The sequence below is a fragment of the Gluconobacter sp. R75690 genome (assembly GCF_015244525.1).
In the GTDB taxonomy this organism is placed as follows: domain Bacteria; phylum Pseudomonadota; class Alphaproteobacteria; order Acetobacterales; family Acetobacteraceae; genus Gluconobacter; species Gluconobacter potus.
Window position 1 is genome coordinate 236823 of record NZ_JABCQB010000005.1, and the last position, 17885, is coordinate 254707.

At 62.8% G+C, this 17885-nt stretch carries 16 protein-coding genes; 6 read left to right on the forward strand and 10 right to left on the reverse strand.

The genetic code is table 11. The annotated features are described in order from the left end of the window. The first annotated feature begins 71 nt into the window (after positions 1-71). Positions 72-1232, forward strand: coding sequence for an OpgC family protein (locus tag HKD27_RS08365; RefSeq protein WP_194689151.1), 1161 nt, complete (start codon positions 72-74; stop codon positions 1230-1232). A 7-nt stretch (positions 1233-1239) separates the two neighbouring features. Here the strand turns inward: HKD27_RS08365 and hflX are convergent, their stop codons facing one another. The 6 genes from hflX to dusB form a co-directional block, all read right to left on the reverse strand. Further along, positions 1240-2553: a GTPase HflX gene (gene hflX, locus HKD27_RS08370; RefSeq protein ID WP_062495993.1), complete on the reverse strand. Its 1314-nt coding sequence runs from the start codon at positions 2551-2553 to the stop codon at positions 1240-1242. Then, a complete protein-coding gene (hfq, locus tag HKD27_RS08375; RefSeq protein ID WP_062447393.1) occupies positions 2550-2804 on the reverse strand; it encodes an RNA chaperone Hfq in 255 nt (84 codons plus the stop codon). Before hfq ends, hflX begins: the two co-directional genes overlap by 4 nt. A 48-nt stretch (positions 2805-2852) precedes the next feature. Further along, positions 2853-4265, reverse strand: coding sequence for a sigma-54 dependent transcriptional regulator (locus tag HKD27_RS08380; protein WP_062495990.1), 1413 nt, complete (start codon positions 4263-4265; stop codon positions 2853-2855). Further along, a complete protein-coding gene (locus HKD27_RS08385) occupies positions 4255-6582 on the reverse strand; it encodes a PAS domain-containing sensor histidine kinase (protein ID WP_228120172.1) in 2328 nt (775 codons plus the stop codon). Before HKD27_RS08385 ends, HKD27_RS08380 begins: the two co-directional genes overlap by 11 nt. A 68-nt stretch (positions 6583-6650) precedes the next feature. Next, a complete protein-coding gene (locus tag HKD27_RS08390; protein WP_194689152.1) occupies positions 6651-7391 on the reverse strand; it encodes a sigma 54-interacting transcriptional regulator in 741 nt (246 codons plus the stop codon). A 24-nt stretch (positions 7392-7415) separates the two neighbouring features. Then, positions 7416-8531: a tRNA dihydrouridine synthase DusB gene (gene dusB, locus HKD27_RS08395; RefSeq protein WP_194689153.1), complete on the reverse strand. Its 1116-nt coding sequence runs from the start codon at positions 8529-8531 to the stop codon at positions 7416-7418. Between the two features lie 130 nt (positions 8532-8661). Between dusB and HKD27_RS08400 the strand changes: the two genes are divergently transcribed. Both HKD27_RS08400 and HKD27_RS08405 read left to right on the forward strand, forming a co-directional pair. After that, a complete protein-coding gene (locus tag HKD27_RS08400) occupies positions 8662-9471 on the forward strand; it encodes an alpha/beta fold hydrolase (RefSeq protein WP_194689154.1) in 810 nt (269 codons plus the stop codon). A 4-nt stretch (positions 9472-9475) separates the two neighbouring features. After that, entirely contained in the window at positions 9476-10327 is an 852-nt protein-coding gene (locus HKD27_RS08405) for a sugar phosphate isomerase/epimerase (RefSeq protein WP_194689155.1), read from the forward strand. A 3-nt stretch (positions 10328-10330) separates the two neighbouring features. Here the strand turns inward: HKD27_RS08405 and HKD27_RS08410 are convergent, their stop codons facing one another. Then, the gene (locus tag HKD27_RS08410) at positions 10331-10570 is read right to left on the reverse strand and encodes a hypothetical protein (RefSeq protein WP_194689156.1); all 240 of its coding nucleotides are present in this window, start codon (positions 10568-10570) and stop codon (positions 10331-10333) included. Positions 10571-10697: 127 nt separating this feature from the next. Here HKD27_RS08410 and HKD27_RS08415 point away from each other — a divergent pair, with 127 nt between their 5' ends. From HKD27_RS08415 to HKD27_RS08425, 3 genes are all read left to right on the forward strand, one after another. After that, positions 10698-11771 (forward strand): quinone-dependent dihydroorotate dehydrogenase, encoded by a 1074-nt coding sequence (locus tag HKD27_RS08415; RefSeq protein WP_194689157.1) that lies wholly within the window; start codon positions 10698-10700, stop codon positions 11769-11771. 163 nt (positions 11772-11934) lie between these two features. Next, positions 11935-14358 (forward strand): DUF3772 domain-containing protein, encoded by a 2424-nt coding sequence (locus HKD27_RS08420; RefSeq protein ID WP_194689158.1) that lies wholly within the window; start codon positions 11935-11937, stop codon positions 14356-14358. A gap of 94 nt (positions 14359-14452) precedes the next feature. After that, on the forward strand, positions 14453-14938 hold the full coding sequence (locus HKD27_RS08425; RefSeq protein ID WP_194263671.1) for a hypothetical protein: 486 nt from the start codon (positions 14453-14455) through the stop codon (positions 14936-14938). Between the two features lie 31 nt (positions 14939-14969). On the opposite strand, the gene HKD27_RS08430 is transcribed toward HKD27_RS08425, so the two are convergent. From HKD27_RS08430 to HKD27_RS08440, 3 genes are read right to left on the reverse strand one after another with little or no spacing between them, the layout of a single operon-like run. After that, positions 14970-15983, reverse strand: a complete 1014-nt coding sequence (locus HKD27_RS08430) for a zinc-binding alcohol dehydrogenase family protein (protein WP_194689159.1) — start codon at positions 15981-15983, stop codon at positions 14970-14972. Between the two features lie 41 nt (positions 15984-16024). Then, positions 16025-17209, reverse strand: a complete 1185-nt coding sequence (ubiM, locus tag HKD27_RS08435; protein WP_194689202.1) for a 5-demethoxyubiquinol-8 5-hydroxylase UbiM — start codon at positions 17207-17209, stop codon at positions 16025-16027. A gap of 4 nt (positions 17210-17213) precedes the next feature. Continuing rightward, entirely contained in the window at positions 17214-17816 is a 603-nt protein-coding gene (locus HKD27_RS08440; RefSeq protein ID WP_194689160.1) for a nitroreductase, read from the reverse strand. Positions 17817-17885: the final 69 nt, after the last annotated feature.

Genomic DNA, 17885 nt, shown 5'->3' on the forward strand with positions numbered 1-17885 from the left:
CGTCCAATCTTTAATCTGACCGTAACCTGTCACCCATACCCCTGCCCCCGCACTGACGATAAGAAGAGGTCATGGAGCCGCCCCAACAGCCCCCATCAGCTTTAGCGCGCAAGAGCTCCCGCGACCACCGCGTGGATGCGCTGCGCGGCATCGCCCTGTTGATGATGCTCGTGGATCACGTTCCCGATGATCTGCTCAACCGCATCACCATCCGCAATTTCGGCTTCGCGGACGCGGCCGAGATCTTCGTCATGCTGGCGGGCTATGCGTCCTATCTGGCCTATGGGCGCCTGATCGACCGTCAGGGCTGGAAAACCGGCATCCATCGTATCCTGGCCCGATGCCTCAGACTGTATCTGTACCAAACCGGCATGACGCTGGTCTTCGTCTGGACCGTTCGCCAGTGGCGGCACTACCAACCGCTGCCCGAATACACGATCGAACCTCAGCTCGCGCACGGTTATAGCTGGCTGTGGCGCATCCTGACCTTCGACGCCTTGCCGAGCTATCTGAACATCCTGCCGCTTTATGTCGTGCTTCTGGCACTGTTTCCGGTGATCTACTGGCTTCTGAAGCGCAGTCTGTGGCTGCTTGTCGCTCTCAGCGTGGCTATCTGGGCCGTCGCCAATCTTGATCCCCATATCACCATCCCCAACTGGCTTGATCCCACGGGCTGGTATCTCAATCCGTTCGGCTGGCAGTTCCTGTACATTCTGGGAATTCTGGGTGCCGTCTGGGCCTCAAAAAACAACGGCGATCTGCCCTATCGTCCATGGGCCAAAGCCCTGTGTCTGGCCTATCTCGCCGGCGCTTTCGTGCTGTGTTTCCCATACGAATACTGGCACATGCCGTTCTTGAGGATTTTCCCCGCTCCACCCAATACGGGCAAATCCACGCTGGCCATCTGGCGCCTGCTGGACATCATGGCGATCTTCTATCTGGTGCAGTCTTCCAAGGCCCTGCGTCGCATTTCCGCCGACCGGGTAGGCCAGAGCCTGGCCCTGCTGGGCCGGAACTCACTGGAGGTGTTCGCCTGCAGCACGGTGCTGGACCTGCTGGGGCGGCTGATGTTCGCCAGCTTTGGCATTAATCTTTGGGAGCAGCTCGTCATGAACGTGGTCGGGCTCGGGCTGACCTATGCGCTGGCCGTGCCACTGGATCGCGCCCGCCAGCGCGCCAAAGCGGCCCGTGTCTCTTCAGGCGCGGCACCCGCGGTGCCAGCGCCCAGATAGAGGGTTTTCAGGCTTCCGGCGGCACAAGCCGATCCGGGTGAAGCAGTTCGAACCGCTCCAGATCCGCCGAAAAAAGACGGACCTGCACGTCCATCCCGTCTTCCCGGTCCGTCCGCCCGACCACTTCACCATGCTGGTAAAGCCAAGCCAGAGCCGCGCCGTCCGTGATCGGGAGACGGACATCAACGGATTTCATTGATCGCGTCAGATACTGGTCCAGGATCTCAAACAGATCCGGCAGCCCCTCGCCCGTGATGGCCGAGATCGCCACCGCGTTTTCACGCTTCGGCACGGCCTCGACACCGCCGACCAGATCGGCCTTGTTCAGCACTTCAATCGTGCGGTCCGGCCAGTGCGCATCGAGCATCCCGTCGCGCACCATGCCGTCCAGCACGTTAAGCACATCCGCGCGCTGGGCTACGCTGTCAGGATGTGAAATGTCACGCACATGGAGGATCACGTCGGCCTGCGCCACTTCTTCAAGCGTCGCACGGAAGGCCGCGATCAGTTCTGTTGGCAATTCGCTAATGAATCCCACCGTGTCCGACAGGATCACATTGCGGCCCGACGGCAGGCGCAACCCGCGCATGGTCGGGTCCAGCGTCGCGAAAAGCTGGTCCTGCGCATGGACTGACGCCCCGGTCAGAGCATTGAACAGCGTGGATTTTCCCGCATTGGTGTAGCCCACAAGGGCGACGACCGGGAACGGCACGCGCTTGCGGGAGTCACGATGCAGACCGCGGGTCCGCCGCACCTGCTCCAGCTCTTTCTTGATCTTGCCGATGCGCTCGGCCAGCATCCGGCGATCCGCTTCCATCTGCGTCTCGCCCGGGCCGCCAAGGAAGCCGAAACCACCGCGCTGACGCTCAAGATGGGTCCACAGCCGCACAAGCCGCGAGCGCTGGTATTCCAGATGGGCCAGCTCGACCTGAAGCACACCTTCACGGGTTGCCGCGCGCGCACCAAAGATATCCAGAATCAGCCCCGTCCGGTCCACAACTTTGCAGCCCAGAGCCTTTTCGAGATTGCGCTGCTGACCGGGAGACAGACGCGCATCAATGACGACCACATCCACGTTATCCAGCTTGACCGCCTCGGCCAGCTGCTCGACCTGACCGCTTCCCAGCAGGGTGGCAGGACGGCGCGCGCGCAGCAGAATGGCCGCCTGACGCACCACGACCAGCCCGATCGATGCCGTCAGCCCGACCGCTTCCTCAAGCCGCGCATCGGCCGCGCGGATTTCCTCCTGCGGTCCCGACTTCTCCCAGGGCAGGATGACGGCCGCACGGGTTGCGGGTTTTTTGGTGTCGAAACCGCTCAAAGTTCTTCTTCCACAAAATGGGACATGGCCGCCACCGGCATGATCGTGCTGACGGCGTGTTTGTAGACAAGCTGCACATGGCCATCACGACGGAGCAGCAGGGTGTGCGCATCGGACTGGGCAACGATGCCCTGAAGCTTCACGCCGTTGACCAGAAAGACGGTCACGGACGCTTCGGTTCTGCGCAGATGGTCGAGGAAAACCTCCTGCACGGCCCGGGAGCCGGCAGAAGAGGAAAGTTCTGAAGTCACGCTGTTAACAGTCGAGAGAAGGAAAAGGGAAAAAGAGGGTTCGACATCTCAGCCACTCACCGGGGTGGAAGATGCGGCATTGCGCTCTTCATTCGTCGTCACCCCAAGCTGCTTGAGCTTGCGGTGCAGCGCACTGCGCTCCATGCAGACGAAGCTGGCCGTCCGGCTGATATTGCCGCCAAACCGCATGAGCTGCACCTGAAGATACTGCGTCTCGAACAGGTCCCGCGCCTCACGCAGCGGCAGGCTCATGACATCCGCCCCGGAATTGAGACGCGTCATCGAGGGCGCACCCTGGCTGATGGTGGCCGGCAGCATGTCCGCCCGGATCGGATCGTTGCCCGTCCCCGGCATCATGATCAGCAGCCGCTCCATCAGATTGCGCAATTCACGCACATTGCCCGGCCATTCATAGGATTGCAGCGCGGCAAGCGCATCCACGGAAAGCTCCCGGACCGGAAGGCCGGAAGACTGCGCACAACGCTCCAGGAAGTGCCGCGCCAGACCGGGAATATCCTCGCGCCGTTCGCGCAGGGACGGAATGCGCAGAGGGACAACCGCAAGGCGGTAATACAGGTCTTCGCGGAACCGGTGCGCGGCGATCTCCGACTGGAGATCCCGGTTGGTGGTGGCGATGACACGGATGTCCACTTTCACCCGCGTATTGCCGCCCAGACGCTCGAATGTCTGGTCCTGAAGCGCACGGACGATCTTGCCCTGCGTCTCGGGCGGCATATCCGCGACCTCGTCCAGCAGAAGCGTCCCGCGATGGGCCCGCTCCAGCACGCCGCGGCGCATCGGCTGGCCGTCTTCGCCTTCAAGGCCGAAGAGTTCTTCCTCAAAGCGGTTCGGTGCCAGTGTTGCGCAGTTCAGGGCGATGAAGGGCCCTTCCGCACGGCGGGAGCGCGCATGGATCATGCGGGCTGCAACTTCCTTGCCCGATCCGGCCGGGCCGCTGATCAGCACGCGGGAATTGGTGGGGGCAACACGCTCGATCTGGGCGCGAACGGCCGAAATGACGGCGCCGTCCCCCGACAGCGTCGTCTCCGGACCGGCCCGCAGACGCAGTTCCGCATTTTCCCGCCGCAAACGCGCGGCTTCCAGCGCACGGCGCACCACGACCAGAAGCCGGTCCGACTGGAACGGCTTCTCGATGAAATCATAGGCCCCGAGCTTGAGGCTGGACACCGCCGTCTCGATGGTTCCATGACCCGAAATCATCAGCGTCGGCAGACCCGGCTCCTCGGTCTGGAAGATCTTGAGCAGCTCGATCCCGTCCAGCCGGGATCCCTGAAGCCAGATATCCAGAATCGCCAGCGACGGACAATGCGCACGGAAGAGTTCGAGCGCCTGATCTGAATTGGCGGCCGTGCGGGTCTTGTAGCCCTCGTCGTTCAGAATGCCCTCGATGAGAAACCGGATGTCCGGTTCGTCATCGACGATCAGGATCTCATGTTCCATCTGCTATCCTCATGGTCTGAAGGTCCATTCCGCCCAAAACATGGCTCTCCTGCTCCCATAACGGCAGGGACAGGGTGACACGCGTTCCCCGCTGCCTGGGCGAGGCGCCGCGGGACTGGTCTGGTTCCCGATCAGTGAGCTGAAGCATCCCGGAATGGTCCTCCATGATCTTCTTGACGATCGCAAGGCCGAGGCCGGTGCCCTTCGCCTTGTGGGTTACATAAGGCTCGGTCAGCCGGTGGCGTTCCACCGTCGGCAGGCCGATCCCGTCATCTTCTATGTCTAGCAGGACATGCCCGCCGTGAATGTGCAAGCCCACCACAATGTGTCCAATTGGCTGCACTACCTGTCCCGCTGGCTGCCCGGACGCATTTTCTCCCGGTTTTCCGCGGCCTGCCATACTAATGGCATCAGCGGCATTCTGCAGAAGGTTTGTCAGGGCCTGGCTGATAAGTCGCCGGTCACAGCGCACGATCGGCCCTGAAGGGGGCAGTCCACTCGTCTCGAACACGATTTCGGGATGAGCGTTCCGCTGGAGCACCAGCGCCTCCCGGCACAGGCGCGAGAAGTCTTCCGGCTGCATGACGGGCTGCGGCATCCGCGCAAACGCCGAGAACTCGTCAACCATGCGTCCGATATCGCCCACCTGCCGCACGATCGTGTCCACAAGCTGGGTATAGGTCTCGGGATCGGAGTGGATTTCCTTGAGGAATCGTCGCTTGAGACGCTCCGCAGCAAGCTGGATCGGGGTCAGAGGATTCTTGATCTCATGCGCCACACGCCGTGCCACATCCGCCCAGGCGGCCTTACGCTGTGCGGACTGAAGATCCGTGATGTCATCGAAGGTCACGACATAACCCGCGACGTCCTGCCCCCGCAGCTCCGCCACGACCCGCACGAGAAGCGTCCGCCCCGCCCCCGCCCCCGCGCCTTCACCCGGTCCACCCGGACGCTGCGCGCCCTCCGTGTCCACCTGGATTTCAGCGGTATGAACGCGTTCCGGCGCCATGCGCGCGGCTTCCAGAAGACCCGAGAACTCCGGAACCCGATCCGTCAGCTTCATCCCGATGGCCGGCTGGAGATCGCGCTGGAGCACGCTGGACGCCGCGCGATTGGGCAGTTCGATGACCTGCATCCGGTCCAGTCCGATCACACCAGCCGAAACGCCTGCCAGCACGGTCTCGGTAAAGCGCCGGCGCTCGTTAATCTGGTCATAGGCCTGCATCAGTTCGGAGCGCTGGCTTTCGAGCTGGTCCGTCATGCTGTTGAAGGCGCGGGACAGGCCCGTCACCTCATCGTCCTTGTCCTGCCCCGCATCGTCGGGGACGGGCACCCGCACCCCCAGGTCGCCCTTGGAAATCCGCTGAGCCGCCAGAATGAGCAACCCGAGCGGATTGGCGATACGGTTCGCCAGCGCCAGCCCCGTCAGCATCCCGACGGCCAGAACCAGCAGCCCCATCAGGGCGAAAATGACCGCGAACAGGACCTGCGTCTTGCCGCGATTGGTAATCAGCCGCTGGTAATCCGCCACCAGCGTATCCGTGCGGCGCATGTGTTCCACGACATCCGGATCGACCGGGCGCGTGATGACCAGCATGAGGCCCGAATTGCCCCCCAGCGCCACCACGGCGCGCACTTTCCGCTGATCCGGACGGTCAAGAATGACCGCCTCGCCATGCTGGGCCAGTTCGACGACCGATTTAGGCGGCAGAGGTGGCGCCGTCGTCATATCCGCGTCGCTGCCCAGAAGACCGCCGACCGCCAGAACCTTGTAGGTCAGCGGATCGAATACCTCTGCATCCGTCAGGCCACGCTCGGTGACTTCATCGTCCAGGAATTCCTGAAGACGTGCGGGGTCGTGGAAAAGATCAGTCCCACGCGAGAACAGCTCATCGTTCTGGACGGTGATCAGTGTGTTCGCGAGCGCGAAAGCCTCTGTCCGGGCATTGTCATTGTGTTCGCGCAGATATCCGACCGCGACCGAACGCGCTTCGTTCAGCGCATCGTTCACGCGGTTGGAGAACCAGATTTCCACGCCATAATGGAAGAACAGCGTCGCCACCGCCCCCACCACGATGGTCGGCGCAACCGCCACGATGCCGAACAGTGTAATAAGCCGCACATGCAGGCGCGCACCCGCCAGACCGAGCCTGCGTTCGGCCAGCATCCGCCCGATTTGCACCACGGCCGCCGCCGCGATCAGCATGAGCATGATGAAGTCGAGCAGGAAAACGATCGCCTGCACCTGCGGACGATGCGCCAGAGACATGCCCCCCGACAGTACGACGAACGTCGCAAAGGCGAGCACGAGCGCCATGACTGTCAGAAGAACCGCCCCATTGGCACTCGTCAGCCTTGCAAACAGGCGCCTCAGGGAAGGAAGTCTCACTCGTCGATGCCTTTCGGGATCGTGATGTCCAGTTCACGGATGCGCTTGCGCAGGGTGTTGCGGTTTACACCCAGAATGGCGGCAGCGCGCAACTGGTTGCCGCAGGTCCGGCGCAGAACCATCGTGATCAGCGGCCGCTCGACCTCACCCACCACACACGCATGCAGATCGCCCGCCCCGTTTTCCAGATCGCCCTCAAGATATTCAGCAAGCGGCCGTTCCAGCGCGCGTTCCAGCCCGCGGGGACGCGCCGTGCCCGTACCTGCCGCCAGGCGACAGACCGCGCTGATCCGCTCCGGCCCCAGCCGCTGGGCAGAGGGCAGCGCCAACAGCCAGCGATGCAGGGCAGCGGACAGACCTCCCTGCCGGAGCAGAAGAACAGGATCATGACGGCTCCCCGCGATCACACGCAGATCCGTCTCATCCTGGGCCAGCCAGTCCATGAACCGATCCTGCATCAGCGGGCACAGACAGTCGATCTCATCCAGCAGCAGCGTTCCGCCCTGCGCCTGCTGGATCCAGCCGGCCTCGCCGTTTCCAAAGAGCGCCGCTTCACGGAGCGCACGCGGCGTCGCGGTCAAGGCTGCAATCACGAACGGATTTTGTGCCCGCGGGCTGTGACTGTGAAGCCGCCGGGCGACATCCTGCCGGTCCAGCCGGGACGCTCCATACAGAAAAACCGGATGGCAGCCCTGCTCGACCAGACCTGAAGCGGACTGTTCCGTCATGGCTGCCATGGAAGCGCGGGGCGGCTCACGCCCTCACGCCGCTTCACGCGTGCCGTCGCGGCTCAGACTGCCCGTCGGGCCGGCCTCACGGTTGCGAACGACACCGGCATCGATATGACGGTCATAGAATGCCGTGAGCAGCGCAATGGCCTCGGCGGCGCTTTCCACACCATTGATGGTGGAACGGAACGTCGCAGAGCCCGGCAGCCCGGCGGAGTACCAGGAGACATGCTTGCGCGCGAGACGCAGGCCCGGCCGCTCACCGAAATGATCGAGCATCATCCGGTAATGCCGCAGGGCGATTTCTTTTTCGGTCGCCAGATCTGGGTCCGGCACGTCTTCGCCGGTCCGCAGGGACTGCGCCACCTGCGCTGTAAACCACGGCCGCCCGTAACAGCCGCGCCCGATCATGACACCATCGGACTGAGACTGATGCAGCGCCTCACGTGCGTCGCGGATGGTGTTGATATCGCCATTGACGATGACCGGAAGTGACACCGCGTCCTTCACCGTTTTGACGAAATGCCAGTCCGCCGTGCCATTATAGAACATCTGCCGCGTGCGACCATGGACCGTCACAAGCCGGATGCCGCTCTCTTCCGCGATTTTCGCCAGACGTGGTGCATTAAGAGAATTGTGGTCCCAGCCCATGCGCATCTTGAGCGTCACCGGCACATTCACCGCCCGCGCCGTCGCTTCGAGCAGCTTTCCGGCCAGAACCTCGTCCCGCATCAGCGCCGATCCGGCCATCTGCCCAATCGCGACTTTCTTCACCGGGCAGCCGAAATTGATGTCGATGAGGTTCGCGCCCCCATCCACCGAAATCTTCGCAGCCTGCGCCATGGCTTCGGGATCACATCCGGCAAGCTGGACCGCATTCGGCCCGCGCTCGGCCATCCGCGCCATGCGCATGGTGTTTTCATTCTCGCGGATCATCGCCCAGGAGGCGATCATTTCCGACACGACAAGCCCTGCCCCGAGATCGCGGGCAAGCTGACGGAACGGCAGGTCCGTGACACCCGAGAGCGGAGCAAGGATCACCGGATCCTCGATCACTACGCCCTGCCCCAGGTCGATGGGTTTCAGGACACGGTTCGGGGGTGCTGCGGCAGGTGCATCAGGGGCGGCGTAAGGAGCGGAAGCAGTCATGGCACGATCAATTTAGCGGCCCGTCTCCGCAAGCGCAAACGCTCCTTTGCACGCAACCCCGCCCCCTGTCCGTGCGCTATTCCTCCGACAGTCTTCACGCCACTTCCACCATCCCTTCATGGAGAAGAGCATGCCGCACATTACGACCAGCGACGGAACACGTATCCATTACGAGGAACAGGGACACGGACGTCCTCTCGTCATGCTGCATGGCTGGACGTTCTCGGGACGCTTCTTCCACCGCAATGTCGGGCCGATCTCGGAACAGGCCCGCGTCATCACCGTGGATCTGCGGGGACATGGACGCTCTGAAAAGCCGCAGCACGGCTATCGCATCGCCCGCCTGGCTGCTGATCTGCGGGATCTGCTCGTCGCGCTGAACCTTCAGGACGTCACGGTTCTGGGCTGGTCGATCGGCTGTCCGATCATCTGGGCGTATCTGGAGCTGTTCGGCTCAGAGCGCATCCGCAACGCCATCTTCGTCCAGCAGACCCCGAAGCAGTATTATTCGGCTGACTGGAAGCTCGGCCACGCCACCTGTTTCGATCAGGCCGGGCTGACGGCCGTGCAGCAGCAGCTCACGCTGACACCGGACGAGTTCGACAGAGGCAATCTGGAAAGCTGCATCTGCCACCCCCTGCCCGAAGACGAGAAAGCGCTCCTGCTCCGGGAAATGGCGCAAAGTCCCGCTCATGCCCGAAGCGCAATGATGGCGGACCACACCACTCAGGACTGGCGCGACGTCCTGCCCCGCTTCACGCTCCCCGCCCTCATGATGATCGCCCGCAAGGACAAAGTTCTGAATCCGGACGGCCCCGCCTGGGTGGCGCAGCACATGCCCAACTGCACCGGCGTGGAATTCGAGGACAGCGCGCACATGGTCTTTCTCGACGAGACCGAAAAGTTCACCCGCACCGTTCTCGACTTCCTGAAGAGGTGATCCCATGACGAAACTCCCCTTCCCTTTCGGCATGAACGAATTCACGACCCAGCCCTGGTCGTTCGAGGAAGACGTGGCGCGTTACCGCGATCTCGGCGTAGATGCGATCGAGATCTGTGAAGCCAAGCTCGATCCGGACCGCATTGAGGAGCAGATGCGCCTCGTCAGGGAGAGCGGGCTGAGCGTCAGTGCGGTCCAGCCTCTGGTCCGGACCTTCTTCGGAAGCGCGATGGTCCCCGAACCTGAAGCGACTGAAGCCCGTGTCAAACGTCTTGCCCACAGCCTGAAAACGCTCGCGCCTCATGTCCCCGGCAGCGTCTTTGTGACCAATACCGGGGCGCCACCAAAGGGTAACATGCGCCGTACCATGGACGAGACGGTGCGTTACCTGAAGGAACTCTGTCCCCTTGCCGAGGATCTGGGTGTTTCCCTGTCGCTGGAGCCGCTCAACCCGACCTCGGTGAACACCGAAAGCGCCATCTGGACCATAGAGCAGGCCATGGACATCATTGACGACGTCGGCCATTCGGCGATGGGTCTGTGTCTGGATTACTGGAACATCTGGCAGCAGAAGGACGTCTGTGCGGCTATCCGCGCTGCGGGAAGCAAAATCAACGTCCTGCAGGTCAGCGACTGGCGCACGCCCTATTCCGCCGCCGACCGCCTGATCCCCGGCGATGGCTGCATTCCGCTTCATGAAATGCTGCATGCCACATGGGACGCAGGCTTCCGGGGCGCCTGCACGGTCGAGATCTTTTCGTCAGACGTGCCGGACAGCCTTTATGACCGTGATCTGGGCGACGTCATCCGCTTCTGCCGGGAGGGGCTGGATCAGGCCTGGCGTGGCGACGCCTGATTTTCAGTCAATCGGGCCGATTTCCTGACGGTGCCGTTTCAGACCATCCTGCGTGATCACGAAACGCCCGTCATCGCGCAGTTTTGACAGGCCGAGCCGTTCCAGCCGCTCAAGACAGGGCTGGTCTTTCAGCCCTGTCGGCCGGCCAGTCGAGGCACACAGCAAAAGCCGGTGCAGCGTCGAACGGCAGCATGTCTCCAGATAAGGTTCATCATAGGATTCAGAGGCAGGAGCATTGGACATGAGTTCGCGTCTATCGTGTCCCCGCGCCACCGCCAAGACAAAACGCCATCAGGCCTAGTCCGACGATGGGAACCTGAAGGCGCGACGCTGATGCGTCACACCACGGATTAGGGTATGGAAACGACTCATGATCGATCTCGGAACGCTCGTCACTCCGCTCCTGCACCGCTTCGACACCGAAACGGCGCACGAACTCGCCATTCACTCCCTTGCCCTCGGCCTTGGCGGCCAGGCGTCAAAGGATGTGCCAGCCCTCTCGACCCGCACGCTCGGCCTGCGTTTTCCCAACCCGATCGGCCTGGCCGCCGGGTTCGACAAGGATGCCCGCGCCATCCGTCCGCTGGCAAAGCTGGGCTTCGGCCATATCGAGGCCGGGACCGTGACGCCCCGCCCCCAGCCCGGCAATCCCGGCCCCCGCCTGTTCCGGCTGGTCGAAGATGGTGCGATCATCAATCGCATGGGCTTCAATGGCTGCGGCGTGGACCGCTTCTGCCGCCGTCTCGCCCGGTTGCACCGCCCGATGCCCAATGGCAGGATGCGCGGCCCGACCGTCCCGCTGGGCGTGAATATCGGGATCAACAAGACCGGCTCCGACCCGCTGCGCGACTATCCGGACCTCGTGGCCCGCGTGCGCCCTTATGCCGATTACATCACGATGAACCTGTCCTCGCCCAACACGCCGGGTCTGCGGGATCTCCAGTCGGCAACGATGCTGAAAGAGCTTCTGGACGCCATTAATACGCGCAATCCGGAGCGCCCGCCGCTTCTGGTCAAGCTCGCGCCCGATCTGGATGACAGCTCCTACGAGCCGATCCTGGAAGCCGCGATCGAAGGCGGCGCGCAGGGCCTGATCCTGACCAACACGACCATCGCCCGTCCTGCAACCCTGCGTGACCCGGCAGCCCGCGAAAGCGGTGGCCTCTCCGGCCGCCCCCTCGCCCCGCGTTCGCGTGATGTCCTGCGGATCGTCTCGGGGCTGAACAAGGGCCGTCTTGCGCTGATTTCGTGTGGCGGCATCGAGACCGGCGAAGACATCCTCGCCCGCATCCGCATGGGTGCGGATATGGTACAGATCTATTCGTCCTTCGTACTGCAAGGCCCTGGCATCCTGACCCGCATGAAGACGGAACTGCTCGAAGCCATGCGCCGCGACGGGTTCGAGACGATCGCCGATGCCCATGGCATTGACCGGCCGAACTGACGGACTGGTAAGTTCCCGTCTCAGGGCATCTTTCCCTTTGGGGGAAGGTGCCCTTTTCGTATCCATCCGTCCCGCGCAATGAAGCGCTCCAGGGCGGAAATCGAACCCCTGCGGCCGCAAGCCGTTGAAAACCCCATCAAGACACTGGACGGAACACCTTCGCATGACCACACGGCCTCCCGCGCGCGCCTTTTCACATCTCCGCAGCCCGCGCCCCGGAACGACCTGTGGATCCATGCTGGGCGCGCTGTTCCTCGTTTTCGGTCTGTTCTGCGCAGGTGTAACGACACCTCCTGCGCTGGCAGCAGCGGCGCAGACGGCGGCGGCCCCGATCAAGGACGCGCCCAAAGATGCCGACAACACCCAGCAGTCAGATCCCGCCAATTCCGGCCTTGGTTGGAACGCCGTGTCCGCCTCCATCAGCCGTCAGCTCGATGACAGCGCCGCTGTGCTGCAGCAGGTTTTCGCGACGCTGAACCGCAAGGACGTCAATACGGGCAATAACGAACTCGACGCCCTGTCGGCCCAGATCCAGAAGGTCCAGCAGAACACGCAGGACGCGGTCACACAGATCCAGTCCTATGACAGCATCACCGAATCCTTCCTGAAAATCCTTGGCCCGAAGGCTGCGGAAAACGAGGACGCGTCCGTCACCGCACAACGCCAGCGGATGCAGCAGAACTCGCAGTCCGTGAAATCGGCACTGATGCGGGCCAAGCTCTATAATCTTCAGGCCCAGCAGCTCAACACGGCCATCAATGCACGGCGCACACGCCTGCAACACGCGGCCCTGTCCGAACGGACGGTCTCGCCGCTCGCCCCGCGCTTCTGGAACACACTCCTGACCGAGCGCGCGGAGAACCGCTATTCGCTCCATGCGGGAGGCGTGCTGTCCGACTGGCTCTATCTCCTGATCGGCTGCGCGATCACCTTCGCGACCATCGGCCTCAGTTCGCCGCTGATTCTACGTCTGCTCAAACGCTGCGGTGCCCATTTCCGTCCCGCTACCGAAGACAGCGTGAAGGAAGCCCTCTCAGGCAGCATCATCGCCATCACGCTTAACGGCGCGCTCGAGGCCCTACTCGCAACACTCGTCTGGTTCATCTGGGCGGCGGCAGCCCTTCCCGACGGGGGCGGCCCGATCGGTGCGATCATTGGCGAGACCGTCCCTGTCTGTGGCTTCATCATCGGCGCCGGCCTGCCGATTTTCGGGCGCAGCGGCGTTCTCGCACAGGGCAATCCGGGCGAACGCAAGGCGTTGCGGGGCGTGGACTGGATCCTTGCCATCAGCGTCCTTCTGCTGGACCTGCTGCGGGCCTTTCAGGCTCAGGATGCCTTTGGCCAGACGCTTCAGCTCCTGCTGGAAATCGCGTTCTCGATCGCCATTGGTCTGTGTGCCGTGGACACATTCCGCAGGCTTGGCAACCAGAACGATACCCGCGGTTTCGCACCTTCCGCGCTGGGTGTTTCCAGCCTGCTGCTGGCGGTGACGGTCATTTCCATCCTGCTGGGCTATGTGGCTTTCGCCTTCACGCTCAATGGCTGGCTGCTCTCGTTGGGTACGGGTGTTGCCATTGTGACGCTTCTGGGCCTGTGCTGGCGCGACGTACTGGACCGGCTGTTTTCGGAAGGCGGATTCTTCAGCCTGCGCCTGGTCCAGCTCGGCCTGACACAGCGCCGCCTGTCACAGATTGGCGTGATCCTCTCGGGGCTCGGCAACGTCCTGCTCCTGCTGCTCCTGTTCTCCATCGCACAGACAGATGGCAGCTTCAGCGTCGCTGACATCACGAACCGGCTCTGGCTGCTGTTCGTCGGCAATACCATCCACGGCGTGAAGATCTCGCTCGATACCGTGGTGCTGGCCATCGTTCTGCTGGTGGTAGCCTATTACGCGATCCGTCAGACGCGCGGCTGGCTGCGGGACCGCTTCTTCCCTACCACGCGCCTCGATATCGGCAGTCGCACCTCAATCCTCAGCATCTTCACCTACTGCGCCTGGATCCTCGTCGGCCTCGGCATCCTGTCCATCGCCGGTGTCTCGGTCCAGAACCTGACCTGGGTGGTCAGCGCACTCTCGGTCGGTATTGGTTTCGGCCTGCAATCCATCGTGCAGAACTTCGTCTCCGGCGTGATCCTGATGGCGGAACGCCCCGTTCGCGTCGGCGATATGGTCGAAATCGCCGGCACGCGCGGTGACGTCAAACGCATCAGCATCCGCGCCACCGATATCGGCCTGAGCGATGGCTCGACCATGATCGTCCCGAACTCCCAGTTTATCACGACCAGCATCAAGAATGCGACGCTAAGCGGTGCCACCGGCGTCCTGACCCTGACGTTCAAGATCCCGCTGACGACGGATCCCGAAAAGGCAAAGGCCATGCTGCTGGAAGTCGCGGCCCATCGCGACGAAGTCCTCGCAACGCCCTCGCCGAAAGTCCGGGTCAGTGCGATTGCCGATGATAGTCTGACCATGACCCTGAGCGTCGCCCTCATCTCGGCCCGTGACGGCGGCAGTGTGCAGGACGCCATTCTTTTTGACGTCTTCCGCCGTTTCCATGCCGAGGACGTCGCCATCACAACAGCCTGATCGGAAAATACTGACCGGGACTCCGCGCAATACTCGATTTCCAGACGGACTGGTCCTAAGGTCAGTTCGTCCAGAGAGGCCAGGATCCAGACCGATGCCATCCCCGACACAGATTTCCGGAGACAAGACGCCGGGTCAGGTTTTTCACCTGCCTGTCCGCTCCAAGACGCTCTCCATGGCGGAAGCCGCGGTTCATCTCGGGCTGCCGGAACGTCGGATGAAGCTGCTCGCCATGCTCGGCACGGGACCGGCACGTACGCAGGCACCGGATGGGAAAATCGCGTATCGCCGCGAGGATCTGGAACTCTATCTCACAGCCCTGCACGAAAAGGCTGATATCTCCGGCACGGAAATGATGCGCCGCCGCGCCCAGGCCGCGGCCAGCCGTCAGCGGGCGCTGGAACTCGTCCAGATCGGCAGCAAAACGGGCTTTCCCGATCCTGATCCGTTCATGATGCTGGCCACTGGCGCAGATGCGCGACAGCACGCCTGCTTTTTTGTCATCAAGGTCATGGCGCTGTTCGGACTGATCATGCTCTGCATCTCGTCCACCCCGCTGCTCCGGGCGCATTTCAACTGACGGGCCATTCCCGCCCGTCAGCTGACAGTTCTTACTCAAAACCGCAGAGCACGGCCTTTCCAATACCCTTGCCGCTTTCGAGCAGTTCATGCGCCCGGCGCAGATTGGCAATGGTGATCGGCCCCAGCATCTCATGCAGGGTCGTCTTCAGAAGACCGGCATCCACAAGCGATGCCACCTGCGCCAGAATCCTGCCCTGTGCGGGCATGTCCGGCGTCTCGAACATCGGACGTGCGAACATGTATTCCCAATGGACGGAGAGGGCTTTGCGCTTGAAGGGCATGATGTCGAACTCGCCCGGATCGTCGATCAGGGCCAGCGCCCCCTGCGGCGCGAGAGAGCGCACGATTGCATCCCTGTGCTCGCCGGATGCGGTCAGACCAGCCACATAGCGCACCTGCGGAATTCCGATCCGTGCCAGTTCCTGATCGAGCGGCCGACGATGATCGATGACGTGGTGGGCGCCCATCTCACGGCACCAGTCCGTCGTCTCCGGACGCGATGCCGTAGCAATGACCGTCAGCCCCGTCAGACGGCGCGCGATCTGCGTCAGGATCGAACCCACGCCACCGGCACCGCCGATGATCATGATCGCATCCGGATTGTCCATCTCACCCAGCCGCACGCCCAGCCGGTCGAACAGCAATTCCCAGGCCGTAAGCGCAGTCAATGGCAAGGCTGCGGTTTCGGCATCGGACAGGCTTTTCGGAGCCAGCGCGATCAGGCGTTCATCGACAGCCTGAAACCGCGCGTCGCTCCCCTGCCGGTTGGCAGTGCCTGCATAGAAAACGCGATCCCCGGCCCGGAACCCCCGGACCTGACCACCCGTCGCAACAACAGTTCCGACCGCGTCATATCCCAGAACCCGTGGCTCATCACCCGGCGGGTCCATCGACCGCAGCTTGGTATCGACAGGATTGACCGAAACTGCCCGGATTTCCACAACGACATCCCGCGGCCCCGGAACAGGGGTCGGAATGTCGAGTTCGACCAGCGCATCGGTCTCGTCCATGCGGGTCGCGCGTCTGTGCCCAAAAGCTTTCATGGGAGAAATCTCCTAACCCAGAATGAGCGCTGCCAGAGAGGTCAGCCGTGACGGTCCATCAGCATGTTCGTCACCGCAGCCTTGAATGGCAGCAGACGGTTGGCCACTGCCAGCCCGGCCCGCCGCGCCATCAGGAACGGTGGTTCATCGCGCGTATAAACCGTCGCGATCGCATTGGTCGCGGCAAAGAGCGGCGCCGTTGCCAGGCGATGCGTGCGTTCGAAACGCGACAGAACAGACGGATCGCCCGCATCACCCGGACCATCGGCAATCGCCCGCGCCAGAACTTCCTGACCCTTCAGGCCCAGATTGAACCCGTGCGCCGTAATCGGATGCATGCCCACGGCCGCATCACCAATCAGCGCCAGACGGGGCGCCTGGAAACGGTGCGCATAGACCGCCTTGAGCGGATAGACGCAGCGTGCGCTTTCCAGCGTCATCTGCCCCATGCGTCCCTGCGTCCGGGCCGTGATGTCCTCGCTGAAAGCCTTGCCATCAAGCGCCTTGAGGCGCGCGATTTCATCCGGCTCCAGCGTCAGAACCAGCGACGAGCATGATCCCGGCCGGTCGTCAGGTGCGACGGGCAGAAGGGCAATCGTCTGTCCTTCGTCAAACCACTGAAGCGCCGTATTGGCATGAGGCTCCGGGTGCCGCATGCGGCAGACCATGATGTTGCGCTGGAAATCATGCACGATCGCACCAATCTCCGCTTCGGCCCGCAGGCGCGAAAACCGCCCATCCGCCGCAACCAGAAGATCCGCCTCGATCCGCTCTCCATTTGCCAATACAACACCAGCCGATCGGGTATCATGCCACGAACTGGCAATGCCTTCCCCGGCTCGGACGTCCACGCCCGGCGTCCGCAAAGCGACACGATACAGGGCACGGCGGATCAGGTGGTTTGCCACCATGTGCCCCAGTGCATCGGGACCATCGGAAGGTGCATCGAACAGAAGCGGCGGGCTGCCGGACTTTCCTGTCTCAATGCGCGCCGTATACATCGGGCAGATATTACCGGCGGGGATCTCATCCCACGCGCCAACACTCTTCAGCCATTCCGATGCATGATGCGTCAGCGCGATTTCACGACCATCAAACGGAGGATCAACCAGCACGTCCATCGGCGACCGCTCGACCACACAGGCTTTCCGGCCATCGCGTCCAAGCGAAATAGCGCAGGCCAGACCGACAGGGCCGCCGCCCGCAACAATGACGTCGTAACGCATCAGCTCAACCGGCGTCCGCGGCGAACGTGATGGCATCCCCTTTCCAGACGGCCATGTAATCATCGATCTCGGGCCGCTTGCGCTCGTCCGAATGCTTGGCAGGCGTTCCGACGAACAGGAAACCGGCCAGACGATGCGGCTCGGGCAGACCCAGCGACTCAAGAAGCACGCGGTCCTCACAGAACGGCCCCGTCACCCACATGCCGCCGAATCCGGCAGCATGCAGCGCGTTCAGGACGTTCATCGCCCCTGCCGCCACAGCCATTTCCTGCTCGATCACCGGGATCTTTCCCTCCGGCTGCAGATGCATGCCCAGAGCAATAATCATCGGCATGTTGGCAAAGCGGTGATGGCGCTTGGTCTTCTTGGCTTCTGGCGCGTCAGGCTCCTGCCGACCCATCGCTTCCACCACGATATCGGCAAACGCCTCGCGGTGCTTCCCCTTGATCACCGTATAGCGCCAGGGGCGCATCTTGCCGTGATCCGGAGCCCGCAGGCCAGCGGACAGGATGGTTCGGAGCTCATCCCCCTTCGGCGGGGGCTCGACGAGATGGTCCGTCGAAGCGCGGGAGAGAAGGACGTCGAGGGGGGAATGATGATGTGCCATAATAAGGAAATATGGCCCGATCTCCTCTCTCCGCCAAGGGCAATTTCCAGACTCCGCCATTCTCAAGGA